The sequence below is a fragment of the Streptomyces sp. NPDC091376 genome (assembly GCF_044757085.1).
Taxonomy (GTDB): Bacteria; Actinomycetota; Actinomycetes; order Streptomycetales; family Streptomycetaceae; genus Streptomyces; species Streptomyces pratisoli.
Window position 1 is genome coordinate 591794 of record NZ_JBIVUF010000001.1, and the last position, 24790, is coordinate 616583.

Annotated in this window: 20 protein-coding genes; 19 read left to right on the forward strand and 1 reads right to left on the reverse strand. The window is 71.2% G+C overall.

Features of this window, described 5'->3' with window-relative positions; genetic code table 11:
- Positions 1-15 precede the first annotated feature (15 nt).
- The 13 genes from ACIQMR_RS02615 (at position 16) to ACIQMR_RS02675 (ending at position 14600) form a co-directional block, all read left to right on the forward strand.
- A complete protein-coding gene (locus tag ACIQMR_RS02615) occupies positions 16-1671 on the forward strand; it encodes a UDP-N-acetylmuramoyl-L-alanyl-D-glutamate--2,6-diaminopimelate ligase (RefSeq protein WP_401381980.1) in 1656 nt (551 codons plus the stop codon).
- Positions 1668-3104 (forward strand): UDP-N-acetylmuramoyl-tripeptide--D-alanyl-D-alanine ligase, encoded by a 1437-nt coding sequence (gene murF / locus ACIQMR_RS02620; RefSeq protein ID WP_401381983.1) that lies wholly within the window; start codon positions 1668-1670, stop codon positions 3102-3104. The genes ACIQMR_RS02615 and murF overlap by 4 nt, the downstream gene beginning before the upstream one ends.
- A complete protein-coding gene (mraY, locus tag ACIQMR_RS02625) occupies positions 3101-4171 on the forward strand; it encodes a phospho-N-acetylmuramoyl-pentapeptide-transferase (RefSeq protein WP_358664842.1) in 1071 nt (356 codons plus the stop codon). The genes murF and mraY overlap by 4 nt, the downstream gene beginning before the upstream one ends.
- A complete protein-coding gene (gene murD, locus ACIQMR_RS02630; protein WP_401381985.1) occupies positions 4168-5586 on the forward strand; it encodes a UDP-N-acetylmuramoyl-L-alanine--D-glutamate ligase in 1419 nt (472 codons plus the stop codon). The genes mraY and murD overlap by 4 nt, the downstream gene beginning before the upstream one ends.
- A 486-nt stretch (positions 5587-6072) precedes the next feature.
- Positions 6073-7458, forward strand: a complete 1386-nt coding sequence (gene ftsW / locus ACIQMR_RS02635) for a putative lipid II flippase FtsW (protein ID WP_401382674.1) — start codon at positions 6073-6075, stop codon at positions 7456-7458.
- A gap of 6 nt (positions 7459-7464) precedes the next feature.
- Positions 7465-8553, forward strand: coding sequence for an undecaprenyldiphospho-muramoylpentapeptide beta-N-acetylglucosaminyltransferase (murG, locus tag ACIQMR_RS02640; RefSeq protein ID WP_266374854.1), 1089 nt, complete (start codon positions 7465-7467; stop codon positions 8551-8553).
- A 21-nt stretch (positions 8554-8574) separates the two neighbouring features.
- Complete coding sequence (locus ACIQMR_RS02645) at positions 8575-9375, forward strand: cell division protein FtsQ/DivIB (protein WP_401381988.1); 801 nt, start codon at positions 8575-8577, stop codon at positions 9373-9375.
- A gap of 279 nt (positions 9376-9654) precedes the next feature.
- Positions 9655-10857, forward strand: a complete 1203-nt coding sequence (gene ftsZ, locus ACIQMR_RS02650; RefSeq protein ID WP_401381990.1) for a cell division protein FtsZ — start codon at positions 9655-9657, stop codon at positions 10855-10857.
- 28 nt (positions 10858-10885) lie between these two features.
- Positions 10886-11611, forward strand: a complete 726-nt coding sequence (gene pgeF, locus ACIQMR_RS02655; RefSeq protein ID WP_401381992.1) for a peptidoglycan editing factor PgeF — start codon at positions 10886-10888, stop codon at positions 11609-11611.
- Positions 11608-12327, forward strand: a complete 720-nt coding sequence (locus tag ACIQMR_RS02660; protein ID WP_401381994.1) for a YggS family pyridoxal phosphate-dependent enzyme — start codon at positions 11608-11610, stop codon at positions 12325-12327. Before pgeF ends, ACIQMR_RS02660 begins: the two co-directional genes overlap by 4 nt.
- Before the next feature lie 134 nt (positions 12328-12461).
- Complete coding sequence (locus ACIQMR_RS02665; RefSeq protein WP_401381996.1) at positions 12462-13085, forward strand: cell division protein SepF; 624 nt, start codon at positions 12462-12464, stop codon at positions 13083-13085.
- Positions 13086-13162: 77 nt separating this feature from the next.
- Positions 13163-13459, forward strand: coding sequence for a YggT family protein (locus ACIQMR_RS02670; RefSeq protein WP_266374861.1), 297 nt, complete (start codon positions 13163-13165; stop codon positions 13457-13459).
- 49 nt (positions 13460-13508) lie between these two features.
- Positions 13509-14600, forward strand: coding sequence for a DivIVA domain-containing protein (locus ACIQMR_RS02675; protein ID WP_385479642.1), 1092 nt, complete (start codon positions 13509-13511; stop codon positions 14598-14600).
- A gap of 292 nt (positions 14601-14892) precedes the next feature.
- On the opposite strand, the gene ileS is transcribed toward ACIQMR_RS02675, so the two are convergent.
- Positions 14893-18069: an isoleucine--tRNA ligase gene (ileS, locus tag ACIQMR_RS02680; protein WP_401382000.1), complete on the reverse strand. Its 3177-nt coding sequence runs from the start codon at positions 18067-18069 to the stop codon at positions 14893-14895.
- Between the two features lie 604 nt (positions 18070-18673).
- On the opposite strand from ileS, the gene ACIQMR_RS02685 reads away from it, so the two are divergent.
- The 6 genes from ACIQMR_RS02685 (at position 18674) to ACIQMR_RS02710 (ending at position 24790) form a co-directional block, all read left to right on the forward strand.
- Complete coding sequence (locus ACIQMR_RS02685; RefSeq protein ID WP_401382002.1) at positions 18674-19765, forward strand: TraR/DksA family transcriptional regulator; 1092 nt, start codon at positions 18674-18676, stop codon at positions 19763-19765.
- Between the two features lie 206 nt (positions 19766-19971).
- Positions 19972-20532, forward strand: a complete 561-nt coding sequence (gene lspA / locus ACIQMR_RS02690) for a signal peptidase II (RefSeq protein WP_401382005.1) — start codon at positions 19972-19974, stop codon at positions 20530-20532.
- Between the two features lie 66 nt (positions 20533-20598).
- Positions 20599-21540, forward strand: a complete 942-nt coding sequence (locus ACIQMR_RS02695) for an RluA family pseudouridine synthase (RefSeq protein ID WP_401382007.1) — start codon at positions 20599-20601, stop codon at positions 21538-21540.
- Positions 21537-22058 (forward strand): GNAT family N-acetyltransferase, encoded by a 522-nt coding sequence (locus tag ACIQMR_RS02700; RefSeq protein ID WP_401382010.1) that lies wholly within the window; start codon positions 21537-21539, stop codon positions 22056-22058. The genes ACIQMR_RS02695 and ACIQMR_RS02700 overlap by 4 nt, the downstream gene beginning before the upstream one ends.
- 199 nt (positions 22059-22257) lie before the next feature.
- The gene (locus ACIQMR_RS02705) at positions 22258-23844 is read left to right on the forward strand and encodes a Na+/H+ antiporter (RefSeq protein WP_401382012.1); all 1587 of its coding nucleotides are present in this window, start codon (positions 22258-22260) and stop codon (positions 23842-23844) included.
- Between the two features lie 199 nt (positions 23845-24043).
- Positions 24044-24790 (forward strand): SDR family NAD(P)-dependent oxidoreductase, encoded by a 747-nt coding sequence (locus tag ACIQMR_RS02710; RefSeq protein WP_401382014.1) that lies wholly within the window; start codon positions 24044-24046, stop codon positions 24788-24790.

Below are 24790 nucleotides of genomic sequence, written 5' to 3' on the forward strand. Positions count from 1 at the left end.
CCGGAGGAACAGCCAGTGAGAACGATCACGTCCGATTCCGGGAACCAGGTGCCGGGCGCCACCTCATTTAGCGCCCGTCCCGGTACGCCCGGTACGCTCACCGCCGTGCCACAAGCTGATCAGTACCGAACCGCCCCACCCCGTCCGGCCGAGGTCCGTGCGACCGACCTCGCAGAGCTGGCCGCCCGGCTGGGGGTCGAGCCCCCGGGCTCCGGCGCGGTCACCGGCATCACGCACGACTCCCGGGCCGTGCGTCCCGGGGACGTCTACGCCGCGCTGCCCGGTGCCCGCCTGCACGGCGCCGACTACGTCGCCCAGGCCAAGGATCTCGGCGCGGCCGCGATCCTCACCGACCCGACGGGTGCCGACCGCGCGGCCGCGACCGGACTGCCGGTGCTCGTCACGGAGAACCCGCGCGGCCGGATGGGCGAGCTCGCCGCCGACATCTACGGACGGCCGGGCGAGGGCCTGCTGCAGATCGGCATCACCGGCACCTCCGGCAAGACCACCACGGCCTACCTCATCGAGGGCGGACTGCGCGGCGCCGGACACCGCACCGGGCTGATCGGCACCGTCGAGATGCGCATCGAGGACGAGCGCATCAAGTCGGAGCGCACCACCCCCGAAGCCACCGATCTGCAGGCGCTGTTCGCGGTGATGCGCGAGCGCGGCGTCGAATCGGTCGCGATGGAGGTGTCCAGCCACGCGCTGGTGCTCGGCCGCGTCGACGGCTGCGTCTTCGACGTCGCCGTCTTCAACAACCTCACGCCGGAGCACATGGAGTTCCACTCCGGCATGGAGGACTACTTCCAGGCCAAGGCCCAGCTGTTCACGCCGGCCCGCGCCCGCCGCGGCGTCGTCAACCTCGACGACGACTACGGTCAGCGCCTCGTGGCGGAGGCCGGGATCCCGGTGGTGAGCTTCTCGGCCGAGGGCCACCCCGACGCCGACTGGCGGGCCGAGGACGTCGAAGTGGGCCCGCTGGGCTCCACGTTCACCGTCGTCGGCCCGGAGGGCGTGCGGGTACGCGCCGAGGCACCGCTGCCCGGCCCGTTCAACGTCGCCAACACCCTCGCCGCGATCGTCACCCTCGCCGTCGCGGGGATCGATCCGCAGACCGCGGCCGACGGTGTCGCCGCGGTGCCCGGCGTGCCCGGGCGGCTGGAGCGTGTCGACGCCGGCCAGCCGTACCTCGCGGTGGTCGACTACGCGCACAAGACGGACGCCGTCGAATCGGTTCTCCGCTCGCTGCGCAAGGTCACCCAGGGCAAGCTGCACATCGTGCTCGGCTGTGGCGGCGACCGCGACCGCACCAAGCGCGGCCCGATGGGCGCCGCCGCCGCCCGCTTCTCCGACACCGCGCTGCTGACCTCGGACAACCCCCGCTCCGAGGACCCGCTCGCGATCATCGCCGCGATGCTCGCGGGCGCCGCCGAGGTGCCGGCGCACGAGCGCGGCGACGTCCTGGTCGACGCGGACCGCGCCGCGGCCATCAGCGCGGCCGTCGCCCGGGCGGAGGCCGGTGACACCGTGCTGATCGCCGGCAAGGGCCATGAGCAGGGCCAGGACATCGCCGGAGTGGTCCGCCCCTTCGACGACCGCCAGGTGCTGCGCGAAGCGATCGAACACAGCCGCAAGACGTCACATGAACAGTCAGGGATGAAGCATTGATCGCCCTCTCCCTCGCCGAGATCGCCGAAATCGTCGGCGGGCGGCCCTACGACATACCGGATCCGTCCGTGTGCGTCACGGGACCCGTCGTCCGGGACTCCCGTGAGATCGAGTCCGGCAGCCTCTTCGCCGCCTTCGTCGGCGAGCGGGTCGACGGGCACGACTACGCCGCGGACGTGGTCGCCGCGGGCGCGGTCGCCGTACTGGCCTCGCGTCCCGTCGGCGTCCCCGCGATCGTCGTCGACGACGTCCGGGCGGCGCTCGGCGCACTGGCACGCGCCGTCGTCGAGCGGCTCGGCGCGACCCTCGTCGCGCTCACCGGCTCCGCGGGCAAGACCAGCACCAAGGACCTCATCGCACAGGTGCTGCAGCGCAAGGCGCCGACCGTCTGGACCCCCGGCTCCCTCAACAACGAGATCGGCCTGCCGCTGACCGCGCTGAGCGCCACCGAGGAGACCAGGTTCCTGGTCCTGGAGATGGGCGCCCGCGGCATCGGCCACATCCGCTACCTCGCCGGTCTCACCCCGCCGCGCGTCGGCGTCGTGCTCAACGTCGGCACCGCCCACATCGGCGAGTTCGGCGGCCGCGAGCAGATCGCCGAGGCCAAGGGCGAGCTCGTCGAGTCGCTGCCCGCCGCCGAAGAGGGCGGGGTGGCCGTCCTCAACGCCGACGATCCCCTCGTGCGCGCCATGGCCTCCCGTACGAAGGCACGTCTCGTGTTCTTCGGTGAGTCGGACGAAGCGGACGTACGCGCCGAGAACGTCCGGCTGATGCCGAGCGGACAGCCCGCATTCCGCCTTCGCACACCCTCCGGGTGCAGCGACGTGACCCTGCGGCTGTACGGTGAGCACCACGTGTCGAACGCGCTCGCCGCGGCCGCCGTCGCCCATGAGCTGGGCATGTCCGTCGACGAGATCGCCACCGCGCTCTCGGAGGCCGGCACCCTCTCCCGCTGGCGTATGGAGGTCACCGAGCGAACGGACGGCGTGACGGTCGTCAACGACGCCTACAACGCGAACCCCGAGTCCATGCGAGCCGCCCTGCGTGCGCTCGCGGCCATGGGCGCGGCCGCCCAGGCCGCCGGGGGACGCACGTGGGCGGTGCTCGGCCCGATGGCCGAGCTCGGGGGCGAGTCGCTGGCCGAGCACGACGCGGTCGGACGGCTCGCCGTCCGGCTCAACGTCAGCAAGCTCGTCGCAGTCGGGGGCAGGGAAGCGTCCTGGTTGCAACTGGGCGCCTATAACGAGGGTTCGTGGGGTGAGGAGTCGGTGCACGTGTCCGACACGCAGGCGGCGGTCGAACTGTTGCGCAGAGAGCTGCGCCCGGGAGACGTCGTGCTGGTGAAGGCTTCCAGGTCGGCCGGGCTCGAGCGGATCGCCGAGGCGCTGCTCGCCGGCACCGACGGCTCCGAGGGGCAGGTCACCGGCCGATGAGGCAGATCCTCTTCGCGGGGGCCATCGGCCTCTTCCTGACGCTCATCGGCACCCCGCTGCTGATCAAGCTGCTGGCTCGCAAGGGATACGGGCAGTTCATCCGCGACGACGGCCCGCGCAGCCACGGCAGCAAGAAGGGCACGCCCACCATGGGCGGCATCGCCTTCATCCTGGCCACGCTGATCGCGTACGCCCTCGCCAAGGTGATCACCGGTGAGGACCCGACGTTCTCGGGCGTGCTGGTGCTGTTCCTGATGGCGGGCATGGGCCTGGTCGGCTTCCTCGACGACTACATCAAGATCGTCAAGCAGCGGTCGCTCGGCCTGCGGGCCAAGGCGAAGATGGCCGGACAGCTGATCGTCGGCATCGCCTTCGCGGTGCTGGCCCTCCAGTTCGCGGACATCCGCGGCAACACCCCGGCCTCCACCAAGCTGTCGTTCGTCACCGACTTCGGCTGGTCGATCGGACCGGTGCTGTTCGTGATCTGGGCGCTGTTCATGATCCTCGCGATGTCGAACGGCGTGAACCTGACCGACGGTCTGGACGGTCTGGCCACCGGCGCCTCCGTGATGGTCTTCGGCGCGTACACCTTCATCGGGCTCTGGCAGTTCCAGGAGTCCTGCGCCAACGCGATGACGCTGACGAACCCCAACGCCTGCTTCGAGGTGCGCGATCCGCTCGACCTCGCGGTCGTCGCCTCCGCGCTGATGGGCGCCTGCTTCGGCTTCCTGTGGTGGAACACCTCGCCCGCCAAGATCTTCATGGGCGACACCGGCTCGCTCGCGCTCGGCGGCGCGCTCGCCGGCCTCGCGATCTGCTCGCGCACGGAGCTGCTGCTCGCACTCCTCGGCGGCCTGTTCGTCCTCATCACCATGTCCGTGGTCATCCAGGTCGGCTCCTTCCGGCTCACCGGGAAGCGCGTCTTCCGGATGGCTCCGCTGCAGCACCACTTCGAACTCAAGGGGTGGTCGGAAGTCCTTGTGGTGGTCCGTTTCTGGATCATTCAGGGCATGTGCGTCATCGTGGGTCTGGGACTCTTCTACGCGGGCTGGGCGGCCGACAAGTGACCACGCGGGACTGGCAGGGCAAGCGCGTCACCGTCGCCGGGCTGGGCGTGAGCGGCATTCCGGCCGCCCGCGTCCTGCACGGCCTCGGCGCGATCGTCACGGTCGTCAACGACGGCGACGACGAGCGCGCGAAGGCGCAGGCGGCGGAGCTGGAGGCGGCGGGCATCACCGTCCGCCTCGGCGACGGTGCCACCCTGCCGGCGGGCACCGAGCTGATCGTCACGGCGCCCGGCTGGAAGCCCGACAAGCCCCTGTTCGCCGCCGCCGCCGAGGCGGGCGTCGAGATCTGGGGAGACGTCGAACTGGCCTGGCGGCTGCGCGGACCCGGCGCGGCTCCCTGGCTCGCGGTCACCGGCACCAACGGCAAGACCACGACGGTCCGGATGCTCGCCTCGATCCTGGAGGCGGCGGGCCTGAGGACGGCGGCCGTCGGCAACATCGGCGTCTCGCTGCTGGACGCCGTACTGGGCGACGAGACGTACGACGTCCTCGCCGTCGAGCTGTCCAGCTACCAGCTGCACTGGGCGCCCTCACTGCGCGCCCACTCCGCCGTCGTGCTCAACCTCGCGCCCGACCACCTCGACTGGCACGGCTCCATGGAGGCGTACGCCGCCGACAAGGGCCGCATCTACGAGGGCAACACGGTCGCCTGCGTCTACAACGTGGCCGACCCCGCCACCGAGGACCTGGTCCGCGAGGCCGACGTCGAGGAGGGCTGCCGCGCGATCGGTTTCACCCTCGGCACCCCCGGACCCTCACAACTCGGTGTCGTGGACGGCATCCTCGTGGACCGCGCGTTCGTCGAGAACCGGCAGAAGCAGGCCCAGGAGCTGGCCGAGGTCTCCGACATCGACCCGCCCGCCCCGCACAACATCGCCAACGCCCTCGCCGCGGCCGCGTTGGCCCGTGCGTACGGTGTCGAGCCCGCCGCGGTGCGGGACGGACTGCGGGCCTTCCGGCCCGACGCGCACCGTATCGAGTACGTGGACGAGGTCGACGGCGTCGCGTACGTGGACGACTCCAAGGCCACCAACACCCATGCCACGGAAGCCTCCTTGGCGTCGTACGACCCGATCGTCTGGATCGCGGGCGGCCTCGCCAAGGGTGCGACGTTCGACGACCTCGTCGAGAAGTCGGCGAAGAGACTGCGCGGCGTCGTGCTCATCGGCGCGGACCGGGCGCTGATCGCCGAAGCCCTGACGCGACACGCGCCCGAGGTCCCGGTGGTCGACCTCGACCGGACCGACACTGGGGCGATGTCGGCGGCGGTCCGCGAAGCGGCACGGCTCGCGCGGCCGGGGGACACGGTTCTGCTGGCTCCCGCCTGCGCCTCGATGGACATGTTCGTCAACTACAACAAGCGAGGCGAGGCCTTCGCGGACGCGGTCCGCGCCCTCGCCGCCGAACGCGCCTGACCGGCCCTGGCCCCGCCGCCACGATCCGGCGGCGTCGGCCACGACTGGAGGGGACAGCGAACCATGCCACCCGACGCCACCGCCGCGCCCGGCTCCGGGGCGCCCGAGCCTTCGGGCCGGCCGGCCACGCCCTCCGGACCCGGCTCCTCACAGGCTCCTCCACGGTCCGGCGCGATGATGCTCCCACGCGTCCCGGACGGGGCCGTTCCGCGGCCGGCCCTCCCCGGGAGTCCCGGCCGGGAGGAGTCCCCGTCCCTGTCCCCCTCCCCGCTCCGTCGGGACTCCGCCCCCGAGCCCGCGGGCAGCGGTCGTCGGCGAGCCTCCACCGCGGCCCGTACGGCGGCCGGGGACACGGCCGGAGGCCGTACCGGAGTCCGTGGGGAGAAGCCTCCGGTCACGGGAGCGGGACACGTCCCGGACGCGGCTCCGGGTGAGGGCGCGGCGAGGAGGCTCTCCCGCGCTGCCGCCGCCCTGGCACAGGCCCTCATGCCCGCGCCCGCCTTCGCCGGAGCGCCTGCCCTCGCCGGCGTGCCCGGCCTGGCCCTGCGCAGCGGGACCGCGGGACGGCCCGCCCCGCGGCGGCCCGAGGCGGCCCGCGCCGGGGCCCGCACGGGCGGCGCCCCGCGCCCACCCCGCGGCGGCACGGTCCGCCGTGCCTACGAGCAGGCCCGCCGGGCCTGGGACCGGCCGCTCACCGCGTACTACGTGATCCTCGGCGCAGGACTGCTCATCACCGTGCTCGGCCTGGTCATGGTCTACTCCGCCTCGATGATCACCGCGCTGAAGTACTCGCTGCCCTCCTCGTACTTCTTCCGCAAACAGTTCCTGGCCGCCGTCATCGGCGGCGGACTGCTTCTGCTCGCCTCCCGGATGCCGATCAAGCTCCACCGCGCGCTCGCCTATCCCATCCTCGTGGTCAGCGCCTTCCTGATGGTGCTCGTGCAGGTCCCCGGGATAGGGCAGTCCGTCAACGGCAACCAGAACTGGATCTCGCTCGGCGGCCCCTTCCAGCTGCAACCCAGCGAGTTCGGCAAGCTCGCCCTGATCCTCTGGGGCGCCGACCTGCTCGCCCGCAAGCAGGACAAACGGCTGCTCACGCAGTGGAAGCACCTGCTCGTCCCCCTGGTCCCCGTCGCCTTCATGCTGCTCGGGCTGATCATGCTCGGCGGTGACATGGGCACCGCGATCATCCTGACCGCGATCCTCTTCGGGCTGCTGTGGCTGGCGGGCGCTCCGACCAGGCTGTTCGTCGGCGTCCTGTCCGTCGCCACGGTGATCGGCACCATCCTGATCAAGACCAGTGCGAACCGTATGGCGCGGTTCCAGTGCGTCGGTGCCACCGACCCCGGCCCCGACGACCACTGCTGGCAGGCCGTGCACGGGATCTATGCCCTCGCCTCCGGCGGATGGTTCGGATCCGGCATCGGGGCGAGTGTGGAAAAATGGGGGCAACTCCCGGAAGCCCACACCGACTTCATCTTCGCCATCACCGGGGAGGAACTGGGTCTGGCGGGGACGCTGTCGGTGCTCGCTCTCTTCGCGGCTCTAGGCTATGCGGGTATCCGCGTGGCCGGACGCACGGAGGACCCCTTCGTGAGGTACGCCGCGGGAGGTGTGACCACCTGGATCACGGCCCAGGCCGTGGTCAACATCGGTGCGGTGCTCGGTCTGCTGCCGATCGCCGGTGTCCCTCTCCCGCTGTTCTCCTACGGAGGGTCGGCCCTGCTGCCGACCATGTTCGCCGTGGGACTCCTGATCGCCTTCGCGCGAGAGGATCCCGCGGCGAAGGCGGCGCTGGCCGTGCGGAGGCCCGGGGTGAGATGGAAGACGATGAGACGGCGCGTCAAGGAGCGTCCGTCCGGAGAGCGGTGAATTTCGGTGCATGTCGTACTCGCCGGCGGGGGGACCGCCGGCCACATCGAGCCCGCGCTCGCCCTCGCGGACGCCCTGCGGAGGCAGGATCCGACCGTGGGTATCACGGCCCTCGGAACAGAGCGCGGTCTGGAGACCAGGCTCGTTCCCGAGCGTGGCTACGATCTGGCCCTGATCCCCGCCGTACCGCTGCCCCGCAAGCCCACGCCCGAGCTGATCACCGTCCCGGGACGGCTGCGCGGCACGATCAAGGCCGCGGAGCAGATCCTGGAGCACACGAAGGCCGACGCCGTCGTCGGCTTCGGCGGCTATGTCGCGCTGCCCGGCTATCTCGCGGCCAAGCGCCTCGGTGTGCCGATCGTCGTCCACGAGGCCAACGCCCGCCCGGGCCTGGCCAACAAGATCGGCTCGCGGTACGCCGCGGCCGTCGCCGTCTCGACGCCCGACAGCAAGCTGCGGGGCGCCCGCTACATCGGCATCCCGCTGCGCCGCTCCATCGCCACCCTCGACCGGGCCCGAGTCCGACCCGAGGCGCGCGCCGCGTTCGGTCTCGACCCCAACCTGCCGACGCTGCTGGTCTCCGGCGGCTCGCAGGGCGCCCGCCGCCTCAACGAGGTGGTCGAGCAGGTCGCTCCGCTGCTCCAGCGCTCCGGCATCCAGATCCTGCACGTGGTCGGCCCGAAGAACGAACTGCCGCGCGCGGACAACATGCCGGGAATGCCGCCGTACATCCCGGTACCGTACGTGGACCGGATGGATCTCGCGTACGCCGCGGCCGACATGATGCTCTGCCGGGCGGGCGCCATGACCGTCGCCGAACTCTCCGCCGTCGGGCTGCCCGCCGCCTACGTACCGCTGCCGATCGGCAACGGCGAACAGCGGCTCAACGCCCAACCGGTGGTGAAGGCCGGCGGTGGACTGCTGGTCGACGACGCCGAACTGACCCCCCAGTGGGTCCAGGGCCACGTGCTCCCGGTGCTCGCCGATCCGCACCGGCTGTACGAGATGTCCCGCGCGGCCGCCGAGTTCGGCCGCCGGGACGCAGACGATCTGCTTGTCGGAATGGTGTATGAGGCGATCGCCTCACGCCGATAGGCACGGCGAAGGGCAGGGAGCATGGCCGGACCGACGACCGCCGAACGCGGCACACGCAAGCCGAACGGCCCGTCGTCGGCCGGCCCTGCCCGCAAGGGCGGTTCCGCACCCCGCCGCCCCCGGCTCCCCGGCCCTCCCGTCCTGCTGTCCCTCCTCGCCGCCCTGCTCGTCGCGGGCGGCTTCTGGGTGCTCTACGGCTCCTCGTGGGTGCGTGCCGAGCGGGTCGAGGTGTCCGGCACCAGGGTTCTGACGCCCCGTGAGGTCGAGGCGGCGGCCGACGTGCCCATCGGGACGCCGCTGGTTTCCATCGATCTGGGTGGGATTGAGAACCGGCTGCGCAAGCGGCTTGCCCGTATCGAGTCGGTCGAGGCCGACCGGTCGTGGCCGCACGGAGTCGTGCTGAAGGTGACCGAGCGCGAGCCCGTACTCCTCATGGAGAAGGGCGCACGGTTCATCGAAGTGGACGCGAAGGGCGTGCGCTTCGCCACGGTGGACAAAGCCCCCAAAGGCGTCCCATTGGTGAAATTGACGGCGAATCAGTCGGCGAGCGTGCGGCGCTTCGGCGAGCAGCGCCTGCTGAGGGAGGCGTCGCTCGTCATTCCCGAACTCCCCGCACCGGTGGCGAAGGACCTCCGGTCCGTCGAGGTCCTCTCGTACGACTCCATCACGCTGAGGCTGACGCGCGGCCGCACCGTGATGTGGGGAAGCAGCGAGGACGGCGAAGTCAAGGCCCGTACGCTCACCGCCCTGATGAAAGCCGCGTCCCGTGCGGGGTACTTCGATGTGAGTGCTCCCACCGCGCCTGCCGCGTCGGCGAGTTGACGCACAAACGCGCAGGCCAGCACCCTGGTTGGTCAGCGCAACGGCTGATCACATAGGGTGAAAAGAAAAACGGGAGGTTCGGCGTGTTCGTTGAACGCACGCCACTTGTCGACTTAGTGTCTCGTTCGAGAGAGTCCAGGAAGTAGAGACACTGGTAACCCTAAACTTCAACGTTAGGGTTTGGGTCGGCGTTTCGGACCGTCCCATCGGCATCCGTCGTCGCGGCGCGGGAACCACCGCGAAGCGGCGACACGTAACTCGAGGCGAGAGGCCTTCGACGTGGCAGCACCGCAGAACTACCTCGCAGTCATCAAGGTCATCGGTGTCGGCGGCGGTGGTGTCAATGCCATCAACCGAATGATCGAGGTCGGTCTCAAGGGCGTCGAGTTCATCGCGATCAACACCGACGCGCAAGCACTGTTGATGAGCGACGCCGACGTCAAGCTCGACGTCGGCCGGGAACTCACCCGCGGCCTCGGGGCCGGGGCCAACCCGGCAGTCGGCCGCAAGGCGGCAGAGGACCACCGGGAGGAGATCGAGGAGGTCCTCAAGGGGGCCGACATGGTCTTCGTCACCGCCGGCGAAGGCGGCGGCACCGGCACCGGCGGCGCCCCCGTCGTGGCCAACATCGCGCGCTCGCTCGGCGCGCTGACCATCGGCGTGGTCACCCGGCCCTTCACCTTCGAGGGCCGCCGCCGCGCCAACCAGGCGGAGGACGGCATCGCCGAGCTCCGCGAAGAGGTCGACACCCTCATCGTCATCCCGAACGACCGGCTGCTGTCCATCTCGGACCGCCAGGTCAGCGTGCTCGACGCGTTCAAGTCCGCGGACCAGGTACTGCTGTCCGGTGTCCAGGGCATCACCGACCTCATCACCACCCCCGGTCTCATCAACCTCGACTTCGCCGACGTCAAGTCGGTCATGTCCGAGGCCGGCTCCGCCCTCATGGGCATCGGCTCGGCCCGCGGCGACGACCGCGCGGTGGCCGCGGCCGAGATGGCGATCTCCTCGCCGCTGCTGGAGGCGTCCATCGACGGCGCCCGCGGTGTGCTGCTCTCCATCTCGGGCGGCTCGGACCTCGGTCTCTTCGAGATCAACGAGGCGGCCCAGCTGGTGAGCGAGGCCGCCCACCCCGAGGCCAACATCATCTTCGGCGCCGTCATCGACGACGCGCTGGGCGACGAGGTGCGGGTCACGGTCATCGCCGCGGGCTTCGACGGGGGCCAGCCCCCCACCCGCAGGGACAACGTGATCGGCTCCTCCTCCGCCAAGCGCGAGGAGCCCGCGCAGCCGGCCCGCACCGAGACCGCGCGCTCGCTCGGCGGACTCGGCACGGTCCCGCAGCGCGAGGAGTCCCCGGCCGAGCCGGCCCCGATGGCGAAGGACACCTCGTCCTCGCAGAGCCCGTCCCCGCAGGTCCCGCCGGCCCGGCCGTACGACAGCTCGGCCGAGGAACTGGATGTCCCGGACTTCCTGAAGTGATCTTGAAGTGATACGGGAGCACAACAGCGTGAGCGGCGCCCACTTCGCTTTCACCGACCGGTGGGGCGGGGTGAGCGCCGCTCCGTACGAGGAGCTCAATCTCGGCGGCGCGGTCGGTGACGACCCCGTCGCCGTCCGTACGAACCGGGAGCTCGCCGCCGGGCGGCTGGGCCTCGACCCGGGCCTCGTCGTCTGGATGAACCAGGTGCACGGCCGGGACGTCGCCGTCGTCGAAGGCCCCTGGGCCGGCGCCGACATCCCCGCGGTGGACGCCGTGGTGACCGCCCGGCGCGGACTGCCGCTCGCGGTCCTCACCGCCGACTGCACCCCGGTGCTGCTGGCCGACCCGGTCGCGGGGGTGGTGGGCGCCGCCCACGCGGGACGCCCCGGAATGGCCGCCGGAGTGGTCCGGGCCGCCGTCGAGGCGATGATCGCACTGGGCGCCGAACCGGCCCGGATGACCGCCAGGACCGGACCCGCGGTCTGCGGACGCTGTTACGAAGTGCCGGAGGCCATGCGGGCGGAGGTCGCCGCGGCGGTACCGGCGGCATGGTCCGAGACCAGCTGGGGCACCCCGGCCATCGACGTCACCGCCGGAGTGCACGCGCAGCTCGAGGCGCTCGGCGTGCGGGACCGGAGCGCGTCACCGGCCTGCACACTGGAGTCGGAAGACCACTACTCGTACCGCCGCGACCGCACCACCGGGCGGCTTGCCGGATATGTCTGGCTGGACCGCGAAAGAGACGACGCATGACCGACCGCAGGACCGAACTCGCCGAGAACCTGGCGCGCGTGGAGGAACGTATCGCCACCGCCTGTGCCGCGGCAGGCCGCAAGCGGGAGGAGGTGACCATGATCGTGGTCACCAAGACCTACCCCGCGAGCGATGTGCGACTGCTGCACGAACTGGGCGTGCGGCACGTCGCCGAGAACAAGGACCAGGAGGCGGCCCCGAAGGCCGCCGCCTGCTCGGATCTGTCGCTCACCTGGCACTTCGTCGGTCAGCTCCAGACCAACAAGGTCCGTTCTGTTGCGGGTTACGCCGATATCGTGCAGTCCGTCGACCGGTTGAAGCTCGTCCGCGCGCTGTCCACGGCTGCGGTGAACGCCGGACGTGAACTGGGGTGCCTGATCCAGGTCGCCCTCGACGCCGAGTCGGGTCGGCAGGGCGACCGTGGAGGCGTCGCGCCCGACGGGATCGAGGAGTTGGCCGCGGCGGTCGAGGGCTCGCCCGGGCTGCGGCTCGACGGACTGATGACGGTGGCGCCGCTGTCGGGGCCGTACGCGGGACGTCAACAGGCTGCGTTCGAGCGGCTGATGGAATTCTCATCCCGCCTGCGCGTGGACCGTCCGGCTGCGAACATGGTGTCAGCAGGGATGAGTGCGGATCTCGAACAGGCAGTGGCGGCCGGAGCGACACACGTGCGCGTCGGTACGGCGGTGCTCGGAGTCCGTCCCCGGCTCGGGTAACGTCGCGAAGCAAGTCGGACCACAGCAGAAAATATGGTCATTTCCGTCGAAAGGCGGACGGGCCCAGTGGATCGCGGGCACTTGGTGACGTAGCCGAACGAAGCCGATCCACCACAGAGCGGAGGACTCAGAGAATGGCCGGCGCGATGCGCAAGATGGCGGTCTACCTCGGCCTCGTGGAGGACGATGGGTACGACGGCCGGGGATTCGACCCCGACGACGACTTCGAACCCGAGATGGAGCCGGAGCCCGAGCGGGACCGCCGGCGGCACCAGCCCCCGCATCAGGTGGAACGAGAAGAGCCGGTGCGTGTGGTCCAGCCGCCCGCGCCGCGCGAACCGGCGCAGCGCGCCGCTTCGCTGGCCGCGGAATCCGGACGTCCGGCACGAATCGCCCCCGTGGCATCCATCACACCTGAACGTCCGAGTCTGGAGAAGAACGCACCGGTGATCATGCCCAAGGTCGTGTCCGAGCGGGAGCCCTACCGCATCACCACGTTGCACCCCCGGACCTACAACGAGGCCCGTACCATCGGGGAACACTTCCGTGAGGGCACCCCGGTGATCATGAATCTCACGGAGATGGACGACACCGATGCGAAGCGACTTGTCGACTTTGCCGCGGGACTCGTCTTCGGTCTGCATGGCAGCATTGAGCGGGTGACTCAGAAGGTCTTCCTCCTCTCGCCTGCTAACGTCGATGTCACGGCGGAGGACAAGGCCCGCATCGCAGAGGGCGGGTTCTTCAACCAGAGCTAGAACGAGTCAGAACACAACCGAGGGAACGATCCGGCCGCGAGGCCGACAATGAGAGCCAGGGGAGAGGGAAGCGCGGGATGAGCGTCGCACTGCAGGTGATCTACATCGCGCTGATGTGCTTCCTCATCGTGCTGATCTTCCGGCTGGTCATGGACTACGTCTTCCAGTTCGCCCGCTCGTGGCAACCCGGCAAGGCGATGGTGGTCGTCCTGGAGGCCACCTACACTGTCACCGATCCACCGCTCAAGCTTCTGCGGCGGTTCATTCCGCCGCTGCGTCTCGGGGGCGTGGCACTAGACCTGTCCTTCTTCGTTCTGATGATCATCGTCTACATCCTGATCTCCGTCGTGAGCAGCGTGGGGAGAGGGATGTGAACGATACGGTCTTGCCGACTGCCGACGACTACGTAGAGGTGAAGAAGAGATGCCGCTGACCCCCGAGGACGTGCGGAACAAGCAGTTCACGACCGTCCGCCTCCGAGAAGGCTATGACGAGGACGAGGTCGATGCCTTTCTTGACGAGGTCGAGGCCGAGCTGACTCGCCTGCTCCGCGAGAACGAGGACCTGCGCGCCAAGCTGGCGGCGGCGACCCGTGCGGCCGCGCAGAACCAGCAGCAGCAGGGCATGCGCAAGCCGCCGGAGCCGCAGGACGGCCGCGGTCCCGGTGCTCCCGTGCCCGCCGCCATATCCGGACCGCCGGTCCAGCAGCAGCCCCCGCAGATGGGTCCGCCCCAGCTGCCCGGTGGAGCTCCGCAGCTGCCCGCCGGTCCCGGTGGTCACGGTGGTCACGGTGGTCACGGTCCCCAGGGTCACCCGCAGGGCGGCCCGATGGGTCCCGGCCCGATGCAGGGCGGTCCCATGGGTGGTCCGATGGGCGGCCCCATGGGCGGTCACGGCCCGCAGCTGCCGGGCCAGGGCCCGGGCGGCGACAGCGCGGCCCGAGTGCTCTCCCTTGCCCAGCAGACCGCCGACCAGGCGATCGCGGAGGCCCGTTCCGAGGCCAACAAGATCGTCGGTGAGGCCCGGTCGCGCGCCGAGGGCCTGGAGCGGGACGCCCGCGCCAAGGCCGACGCGCTGGAGCGGGACGCGCAGGAGAAGCACCGCGTCGCGATGGGCTCGCTGGAGTCGGCCCGCGCCACGCTGGAGCGCAAGGTCGAGGACCTGCGCGGCTTCGAGCGCGAGTACCGCACGCGGCTGAAGTCGTACCTGGAGAGCCAGCTGCGTCAGCTGGAGACCCAGGCCGACGACTCGCTGGCCCCGCCGCGGACCCCCGCGGCCGCGTCGCTGCCGCCTTCCCCGTCGATGGCTCCGGCCGGCGCGGGTGCCCCGTCCTTCGGCAACCAGACGATGGGCGGCAACCAGCAGATGGGCGGCGCTCCGTCGTACGGCGGTCAGCAGCAGATGTCGCCGGCGATGACCCAGCCGATGGCACCGGTGCGGCCGCAGGGCCCGCAGCCGATGCAGCAGGCGCCGTCGCCGATGCGCGGATTCCTCATCGACGAGGACGACAACTGACGGCGGGCTGCCGCGCGATGAGCGCGTAGCCGTCGGCAGGCTCCAGGGCCGGGCCCGGGACAACATGTCCCGGGCCCGGCCCTGTTGTGTGCGCGGAACCGGTTTCGCGAGCCCGTCCGCCCCCGTAACCCGGTGCCTCGACCGCCGAGAAGGCCGGTGGTCGCAGCCCGTCAGGCGTGCGAGAACCGGGGTCCCCTCGCGGCGGAGCCGCACATCGACGGAGCCGCTGGAAGCGCGGGAAAGGCCGACGGGCCCGGCCGCAGACGCGACCGGGCCCGTCGGGCGTTCGTTCTCAGACCTTGCGCAGGCGGAAGGCCAGGGACAGCCCCTCGTCCGTGAACGGGGCGCCGTACGCGTCGTCGGCGTCGCCCATGGCGAAGTCCGTCGCCAGCACCTCGTCCGCGATCAGCGAGGCGTGGTCCGCGAGGGCCGAAGTGACCTCGGGGTCCTCGGAGGACCAGCGGAGCGCGATGCGGTCCGCCACGTCCAGGCCGCTGTTCTTACGGGCCTCCTGGATCAGCCGGATCGCGTCACGGGCCAGGCCCGCGCGCCGCAGCTCCGGAGTGATCTCCAGATCCAGGGCGACCGTCGCGCCCTGGTCCGAGGCGACCGACCAACCCTCGCGCGGGGTCTCCGTGATGATGACCTCCTCGGGGGAGAGGGTCACCTCCTCGCCGTTCACCGTCACCGACGCGGAGCCGGAGCGCAGCGCCAGCGACAGCGCCGCCGCGTCCGCCGCCGCGACCGCCTTGGCGACGTCCTGGACCCCCTTGCCGAAGCGCTTGCCCAGCGCCCGGAAGTTCGCCTTCGCCGTCGTGTCGACGAGCGAGCCCCCGACCTCGGACAGGGAGGCCAGCGAGGAGACGTTGAGCTCCTCGGTGATCTGCGTGTGCAGCTCCGGGGACAGCGTCTCGAAGCCCGTCACCGCGACCAGCGCACGCGACAGCGGCTGGCGGGTCTTGACGCCGGACTCCGCGCGGGTGGCGCGGCCGAGCTCGACCAGCCGGCGCACCAGCGCCATCTGCTGGGACAGCGCCGGGTCGATTGCCGACAGGTCCGCGTCGGGCCAGGTGGACAGGTGGACGGACTCGGGAGCCTCGGGAGCCACCGGGACCACCAGGTCCTGCCAGACCCGCTCCGTGATGAACGGGGTCAGCGGCGCCATCAGCCTGGTGACGGTCTCGATCACGTCGTGGAGCGTGCGCAGCGCGGCCGCGTCGCCCTGCCAGAAGCGGCGGCGCGAGCGGCGCACGTACCAGTTCGACAGATCGTCGACGAACGACGAGATCAGCTTGCCGGCGCGCTGCGTGTCGTAGGCCTCCAGGGCCTGCGTCACCTGGTCCACGAGCGCGTGCAGCTCGGAGAGCAGCCAGCGGTCGAGAACCGTGCGGTCCTTCGGCGCCGGGTCGGCGGCCGACGGCGCCCAGCCCGACGTACGGGCGTACAGCGCCTGGAACGCCACCGTGTTCCAGTACGTCAGCAGCGTCTTGCGCACGACCTCCTGGATCGTGCCGTGACCCACGCGCCGGGCCGCCCAGGGCGAGCCGCCGGCCGCCATGAACCAGCGCACCGCGTCCGCGCCGTGCTGGTCCATCAGCGGGATCGGCTGCAGGATGTTGCCCAGGTGCTTGGACATCTTGCGGCCGTCCTCGGCGAGGATGTGGCCGAGGCACACCACGTTCTCGTACGACGACTTGTCGAAGACCAGCGTGCCGACCGCCATCAGCGTGTAGAACCAGCCGCGGGTCTGGTCGATCGCCTCCGAGATGAACTGCGCCGGGTAGCGCTTCTCGAAGATCTCCTTGTTCTTGTACGGGTAGCCCCACTGCGCGAACGGCATCGAACCCGAGTCGTACCAGGCGTCGATGACCTCGGGGACGCGGGTCGCGGTCCGCCCGCAGCCGTCCTGCGGGCAGGCGAAGGTGATCTCGTCGATGAACGGGCGGTGCGGGTCCAGCGAGGACTGGTCCGTGCCCGTCAGCTCGGTCAGCTCGGCGAGGGAGCCCACGCACGTCGGGTGGTTCTCCTCGCAGCGCCAGATCGGCAGCGGCGTGCCCCAGTAGCGGTTGCGGGAGAGTGCCCAGTCGATGTTGTTGTTCAGCCAGTCCCCGTACCGGCCGGTCTTGACCGAGTCCGGGAACCAGTTCGTGTTCTCGTTCTCCTCGAGGAGCCGGTCCTTGATCGCGGTCGTACGGATGTACCAGGACGGCTGCGCGTAGTAGAGCAGCGCCGTGTGGCACCGCCAGCAGTGCGGATAGCTGTGCTCGTACGGGATGTGCTTGAAGAGCAGCCCGCGGCCGTCCAGGTCCTTCGTGAGCGCCTCGTCGGCCTTCTTGAAGAAGACCCCGCCGACCAGCGGCACGTCCTCCTCGAAGGTGCCGTCCGGGCGGACCGGGTTCACGACCGGCAGGCCGTACTGGCGGCAGACCTTGAGGTCGTCCTCACCGAAGGCGGGGGACTGGTGGACCAGACCCGTACCGTCCTCGGTCGTCACGTACTCGGCGTTGACGACGTAGTGGGCGGGCTGGTCGAAGGGGACGAGCCGGAAGGGGCGCTCGTACGTCCAGCGCTCCATCTCGGCGCCCGTGAACGTCCGGCCCGTGGCCTCCCAGCCTCCCCCTGGGCCCTGCGGCCCGTGAGGTGCCCCCACGCCGAGGGCCTTCTCCAGCAGCGGCTGCGCGACGACGAGCTGCTCCTCGCCGTTCGTCGCCACGACGTAGGTGACCTCGGGGTGCGCGGCCACCGCGGTGTTCGAGACCAGCGTCCACGGGGTCGTCGTCCAGACGAGCAGCGAGGCCTCGCCCGCCAGCGGGCCGGACGTCAGCGGGAAGCGGACGAAGACGGAGGGGTCGACGACCGTCTCGTAGCCCTGCGCCAGCTCGTGGTCGGACAGGCCGGTGCCGCAGCGAGGGCACCAGGGGGCGACCCGGTGGTCCTGGACCAGCAGTCCCTTGTCGAAGATCTCCTTCAGGGACCACCAGACCGACTCGATGTACTCGGGGTCCATCGTCCGGTACGCCTCGTCGAGGTCGACCCAGTAGCCCATCCGGGTCGTGAGCTCGGCGAACGCGTCCGTGTGGCGGGTCACCGACTCACGGCACTTGGCGTTGAACTCCGCGATGCCGTACGCCTCGATGTCCTTCTTGCCGTTGAAGCCGAGCTCCTTCTCGACGGCGAGCTCGACGGGCAGGCCATGGCAGTCCCAGCCGGCCTTGCGGGCCACGTGGTAGCCGCGCATGGTGCGGAAACGAGGGAAGACGTCCTTGAAGACGCGGGCCTCGATGTGGTGGGCGCCGGGCATGCCGTTCGCGGTGGGCGGGCCCTCGTAGAAGACCCACTCGGGGCGGCCCTCGGACTGGTCGAGGCTCTTCGCGAAGACCTTGTTCTCGCGCCAGAAGTCGAGCACGGCGTGCTCCAGCGCGGACAGGTCGACCTGGGCGGGTACCTGGCGGTACTGCGGCGGCGTCATGTAGGAGCTCCTCCAACGGTGTCTCTTCCGTCGGAGGGACGAGAGCCGATGCGCTCCCGCGGTACCACCCTCCTTGGCCCTCCGGCGCACGGCCGGTGAGCCCCCTCATTGGGGTCGCGATGCCGGGTCTACTGGCCTGGCGGATTCCCGCAGACGTTCTTCCGGCGGCTCCGGGGTGATGCTTCGCACCGCGCTCGCCCCCGGGCTCTCACCGTCCCCGGGTCGCTCATGGCTGCGTACGACGCTACTGGTCCCCATCCACGCCTTTCGCTGCGCCCAGTGTACGGGCCCGGGCGCGGCGCGGCAGACCGGTTTTCCGCGACGCGAGGCGGGGCCCTTCGCGGGCCGTGCACCGGCCCCGCGCGCGACCCGGGACCGGCCCCGCGCATGACCCGAATGGGCATACGGAGCCGTGCCGGATCCGGTGGCTCCGCCCCGGCGGATTAGGGGGCGGGGAGCTGGGCACAACGGATGCAGGCTCGCGTTCGGTGAGGCGCGGGGCGGGCCCGAGAGGCGGCGTGCCCCGTTGCCGCGGCGCTGGGGTCGATTTATCGTCCCAGCACGAATCGCGAGCAAGATCACAATATGTGAAGGGGCCGCGGCCATGGTGGCGAAGAAGACCGCCGTGAAGAAGACGGCGTCAGCGAGGTCCACCGCCGCTGCGGGGGCGGCGGCCAAGGACACGAACGGCAAGAAGCGCATCGTCGCGAAGAAGACCACCAGGAAGGTGACCGACGCCGACGCGTCCGGAGCCGGCGCGCACAATGCGCACGACGCGGCCGGGGCCGAGGCCGCGGCACTCGACGGGAAGACCGGGAAGCAGACCGCGGCCGCGAAGGAGCCGGCGAAGAAGGCGGCCAGGAAGACGGCGAAGAAGGCGACCGCCAAGGCCACCGACGCGAAGCGGACCGCGACGGAGAGGAAGATCGCGAGCGGGAAGCAGACCGCGACCGAGAAGACCGCGTCGGGGAAGAGGACCGCGACGGCGGAGAAGGCCACGACGGCGGAGAAGACCACGCCGGTGACGAAGACCGCGGCCGCGAGGAAGAGCACCCCGGGCAAGCAGGCGGCGGGGCGCTCGACGGCGTCCTCCTCAGCGGCGGCGGCGAAGGCGACGGGCAGTGGGGCGGCTGCGAAGGCAGGCGCCAGGAAGGCCGCCACGGCGGCCAAGGAGGCGGCCGAGGCCGCGGAGCAGACGGGAGCCAGCACGGTGGCAGCCAAGAAGAGCGCGGGCGGGTCCGGTACGGCCACGAAGGACACCGCGTCGGCGGTGCCGCAGGCCCGTGTCGCCGCCGCGCCGGGAGAGCTCGCGGTACGGCCCGGCGAGGACCCGTGGACGCCGGAGGAGGTCGCCGAGGCGCGCGCCGAGCTGGAGAGCGAGCTGGCCCGGCTCACGGCCGAGATCAGCCACTCCGAGGAATCGCTGACCGGGCTGATGCGCGACTCCGGGGACGGAGCGGGCGACGACCAGGCGGACACTGGCACCAAGAACATCACGCGGGAGCACGAGATGGCGCTCGCCGCCAACGCCCGCGAGATGGTCGAGCAGACCGAGCGTGCGCTGCACCGCCTCGACGCCGGGACCTACGGCCTCTGCGAGATCTGCGGCAAGCCGATCGGGAAGGCCCGGATGCAGGCGTTCCCGAGGGCCACGCTCTGCGTGGAGGACAAGCAGAAGCAGGAGCGGCGGGGCTGAGCCTCCACTCGCCGAGTACGGGCCCGTGCACGGGCCCGTCCTCGCGTCGGCGGGGCCCGGCTGGACCGGGCTGCTCGTCCTCGCGTCGACGGGACCCGGGACCGGGGCCCGTACTCGGCGTGGCTGCGGCGCGGTGGCCCGGGTCGGGTCCGTACGTGTGTGCCGTACCCTCGTGACCAGTCAGGCACCTAGGTTGAGGGACTCACGTGGCAGAGGCGGAGAGCATCATCGGTACGCCGGACGTAGACGACGAGGCTGCGGCTCCCGCCGAGCAGCCCAGGGGCAGGCGCCGGATCCTCGTGCTGTTCGCCGTGGCCGCCGTGGCGTACCTGCTGGACCTCGGCAGCAAGATGCTCGTGGTGGCGAAGCTGGAGCACCACCAGCCGATCGAGGTCATCGGCGATCTGCTGAAGTTCGAGGCCGTGCGCAACCCCGGCGCCGCCTTCGGCTTCGGCGAGGCGTTCACGATCATCTTCACCATCATCGCCGCCGTGGTGATCGTGGTGATCGCGCGGCTGGCGCGCAAGCTCTACAGCGTGCCGTGGGCGATCGCGCTCGGGCTGCTGCTGGGCGGTGCGCTGGGCAATCTGACCGACCGGATCTTCCGTTCGCCGGGCGTCTTCCAGGGCGCGGTCGTCGACTTCATCGCGCCCGCCCACTTCGCCGTGTTCAACCTGGCCGACTCGGCGATCGTGTGCGGTGGCATCCTCATCGTGATCCTTTCCTTCAAGGGCCTGGACCCCGACGGGACCGTCCACAAGGACTGACCCGGGTGGATCGGGTCATCCACAGGGCGGGGCCGGTCACAGGACCGGACAAGGCATACTCGACGGGTGAGCACGATTCCGGAAACCCGCACCCTGCCCGTACCCGACGGCCTCGAGGGCGAGCGTGTCGACGCCGCCATCTCCCGCATGTTCGGCTTCTCGCGTACGAAGGCGGCTGAGCTGGCGGCCGCCGGCAAGGTGCAGGTCGACGGCTCCGTCGTAGGAAAGTCCGAGCGTGTGCACGGCGGGGCGTGGCTCGAGGTGGAGATGCCGCAGGCGCCCGCACCCGTCCAGATCGTCGCCGAGCCGGTCGAGGGCATGGAGATCGTGCACGACGACGACGACATCGTCGTGATCGTGAAGCCGGTCGGCGTGGCCGCCCACCCCAGCCCCGGCTGGACGGGCACGACGGTGATCGGCGGTCTCGCGGCGGCGGGGTACCGGATCTCGACATCGGGCGCGGCGGAGCGGCAGGGCATTGTGCACCGGCTGGACGTGGGCACGTCCGGACTGATGGTGGTCGCCAAGTCCGAGCGGGCGTACACCCTCCTGAAGCAGCAGTTCCGGGAGCGCACGGTCGACAAGCGGTACCACGCCCTGGTGCAGGGCCACCCGGACCCGCTGAGCGGCACGATCGACGCGCCCGTCGGCCGCCACCCCCAGCACGACTACAAGTGGGCGGTGACGGCCGAGGGCAAGCCCTCCGTCACCCACTACGACCTGATCGAGGCGTTCCGGGCCGCTTCGCTGCTGGACATCAAGCTGGAGACGGGGCGTACGCACCAGATCCGGGTGCACATGTCGGCCCACCGGCACCCCTGCGTCGGCGATCTGACCTACGGCGCGGACCCGACCATGGCGAAACGGCTGGGGCTGACCCGGCAGTGGCTGCACGCGGTGCGGCTCGGCTTCGAGCACCCCTCGGACGGCCAGTGGGTCGAGTTCGCCAGTGACTACCCCGCCGATCTGCGGTCGGCGCTCGACAGGATCGCGGCGGAGAGCGCATGAGCGACCACGGCGGCCCCAGCGACGGCCACAGCGGCCGGGCCGGCTCCGGCGGCGGCTATGCCGTGCGGGAGGCGACGGACCCGGCGGACCGTGAGGCGTGCTTCGCGGTGCGCAAGGAGGTCTTCGTCGTCGAGCAGCGGGTGCCCCAGGAGATCGAGTACGACGCGTACGACGCGGCGGACGCGGACACGGTCCATGTGCTGGCCGTCGGCCCGGACGGCCCGCTGGGCACGGGCCGGCTGCTGTACGGTCCGGCCGCGGCCGGCAAGACCGGCGGTGACGCCTCGGTCGGCTCGCTCGGCCGTCTCGCGGTGACCAAGGCCGCGCGGGGCCTCGGCGTCGGAGCGGCGCTGGTACGCGCGATCGAGTCCGCGGCCCGGGCGCGTGGTCTGCGTGCGGTCGACCTGCATGCGCAGACGCATGCCCTCGCGTTCTACGAGCGGCTGGGGTACGAGGCGTACGGTCCGGAGTTCCCGGACGCCGGCATTCCGCACCGCGCGATGCGACGGGCCCTTTAGCGGCGGTGCCCGGTCCCCGTCGTCCGACGGGGCTCGACGCGAGCCCATGGACGGAGCCGAGGACCGTACGGCGGGGCACGCGACGGAGCCACGGCTCGGGAAGTCGGCCGTAGCGGGGGTGGATTCGGGGCAAATCGGCACAATCGCATGGCAGGCTTGACGCTCCGACGTCGATGCCTCGACCGCCGAGGGGTGCTCCGTGGACCAACTGGCCCTGCTGTTCGTGCTGTTGCTGGGGGCCGTGGTGACCGTGCCGCTCGGGGAGCGGCTGGGGCTTCCGGCGCCTGTGCTGATGACCCTCGTCGGGGCCGTCCTCGCGCTGCTGCCCTTCGTCCCGAACGTCGCGCTGCCGCCCGAGTACATCCTTCCCCTGCTGCTGCCGCCGCTGCTGTACGCCGCCGTCCAGCGCACCTCCTGGCGGCAGTTCACCGCCAACGTCCGGCCGATCCTGCTGCTCGCCGTCGCGCTGGTCTTCGTCACCACGGCGGCGGTCGCGGCCGTCGCCCACGCCGCCGTCCCCGGACTGCCGATCGCCGCCGCGGTCGTGCTCGGCGCGCTCGTCGCCCCGCCCGATCCCGTCGCCGCGACCGCTGTCGCGGGCACTCTCGGGCTGCCCCGCAGACTGGTGTCGATCCTGGAGGGCGAAGGGCTCTTCAACGACGTGACCGCGATCGTGCTCTACCACGTGGCGATCGGGGCGGTGGTCAGCGGATCGTTCTCCTGGCCGGAGGCGGCCTGGGAACTCGTGCTCTCCGCCGTGGTGGCCGTGGCGGTCGGTCTCGCGCTCGGCTGGCTGTCCAACCGGCTCATGAGCCTGCTCGGCGATGCCACCCTGCAGATCGGGCTCACGCTGCTCGTGCCGTTCATCAGCTATGTGCTGGCGGAGGACCTGCTGGGCTCGGGCGTGCTGGCCGTTCTGGTGACGGCCCTCTATCTCGCCGAGAACGCCGCCGACGCGGACGACGTCTTCTGGCGGCTCGCGGGCAACACGTTCTGGCAGATCGTGGACACCCTGGTCACCGGGGTCGCGTTCGGGCTCATCGGGCTCGAACTCCACCATGTCTTCGGCACCGCCCTCGTGGGGGAGGCCGGCCTGATGGGGTGGGCCGCGCTCGTCGTCGGGGTCGTCGTCGGCGTACGGCTGCTGTACCTGCTGCCCGCCACCTGGCTCACCAAGCGGCTGCACAAGCGGCGCGACTACGACGAGGAGATCCCCGTCGGCTGGCGCGAGACCGTGGTCATGTGGTGGTCCGGGATGCGGGGTGTCGCGTCGGTCGCGCTGGCGCTGGCTATTCCGCTGCGGACCGATGACGGGGCGCCGTTCCCGGCCCGCGACGAGATCATCTTCATCGCCTTCGCGGTGATCATGACGACCCTGGTCGCGCAGGGACTCACACTGCCCTGGCTGGTGAAGCGGCTCGGTGTACGGGCGGACACGGATGCCGAGCGGGCACTGGAGCGTCAGCTCGCACTGCGCGCGGCCAAGGCGGCCAAGCACCGGCTGAAGGAGATCGAGGAGGTCGAGGAGCTGCCGGAGGACATCGCCGAGCGGCTGCAGCGAGCGGCGTACGACATCGGCACCCGGATCAGCCCGAACATCGTCGACGAGGAACGGCGCGAGTGGTTCGCCAAGAGGGCCGGCCGGCAGCGCACCCTCCAGCGCGTCCAGCGCGAGATGCTCTCGGCCGCACGCCATGAAGTGCTCGCGGCACGCAGCGAGCCGGGCGCCGACCCCGAGGTGGTGGACCGGGTGCTGCTGCAACTCGACGTCCGCAGCCTCCGCTGACCCGGACCGCCGGCACGGGCCCCTCTGCCCCCGGAGCTCTGCCCCCGGAGCTCTGCCCCGAACCTCAGCCCTCGGACTTCTGCCCCCGGACCTGCCCTCGGACCGCTGACGTCGACGCTGATCCGAACCGTTGATCCGAAGTGCCGTCCACCGGGTCGCCGTCGGCCGGATCCCGGGAGTCCGGTCGTAGGATCACGGCATGGCGCGCACCGTGGTGATCAGTGGTGGAGGTACCGGGATCGGGCTCGCGGCGGCGGAGGCGTTCGCCGCGGACGGGGAGCAGGTGCTGCTGGTCGGACGGCGCGAGGAGGTCCTCGCGCGGGCGGCCGAGCGGATTCCCGGCGCCCGCTACTGCGCCGCCGATCTCAGCGAACCCCAAGGCGCCCGCCGTGTGGCCGTGTTCGCCGAGCGGGAGTACGGCACCGTCGACGTGCTCGTGCACAGCGCGGGCGGCAACGGGAGGCTGGAGCAGCAGCCCGGGTTCGAGGACCCGCTGGACGCCGTCGCCCACGACTGGACCGTCAACTTCCGGCTCAACACGCTCACGGCGACGCTGCTGACCGAGGCCCTCAAGGACCACCTGGCCACGCCCGGCGGCCGGGTGCTCTTCCTCAGCTCCATCGCCGCCTACCGTGGTTCGGGCTCGGGTGCCTACGCCGCCTCGAAGGCCGCCCTGCACCCGTACGCGCACGACCTCGCCCGCCAACTCGGGCCGCGCGGCATCACGGTGAACCTGGTCGCGCCCGGCTTCATCGAGGAGACCGGGTTCTTCGGCGGCGAGATCCCGGGCGAGCGCCGCCAGAGACTCGTCGCGGAGACCTCCACCGGCCGGGCCGGGCACCCGGGCGATGTCGCCCAGACCCTGCGCTGGCTGGCCTCACCCGCCGCCGGCCACATCACGTCCCAGGTCATCCAGGTCAACGGCGGAGCGGAGCGCGGCCACTAG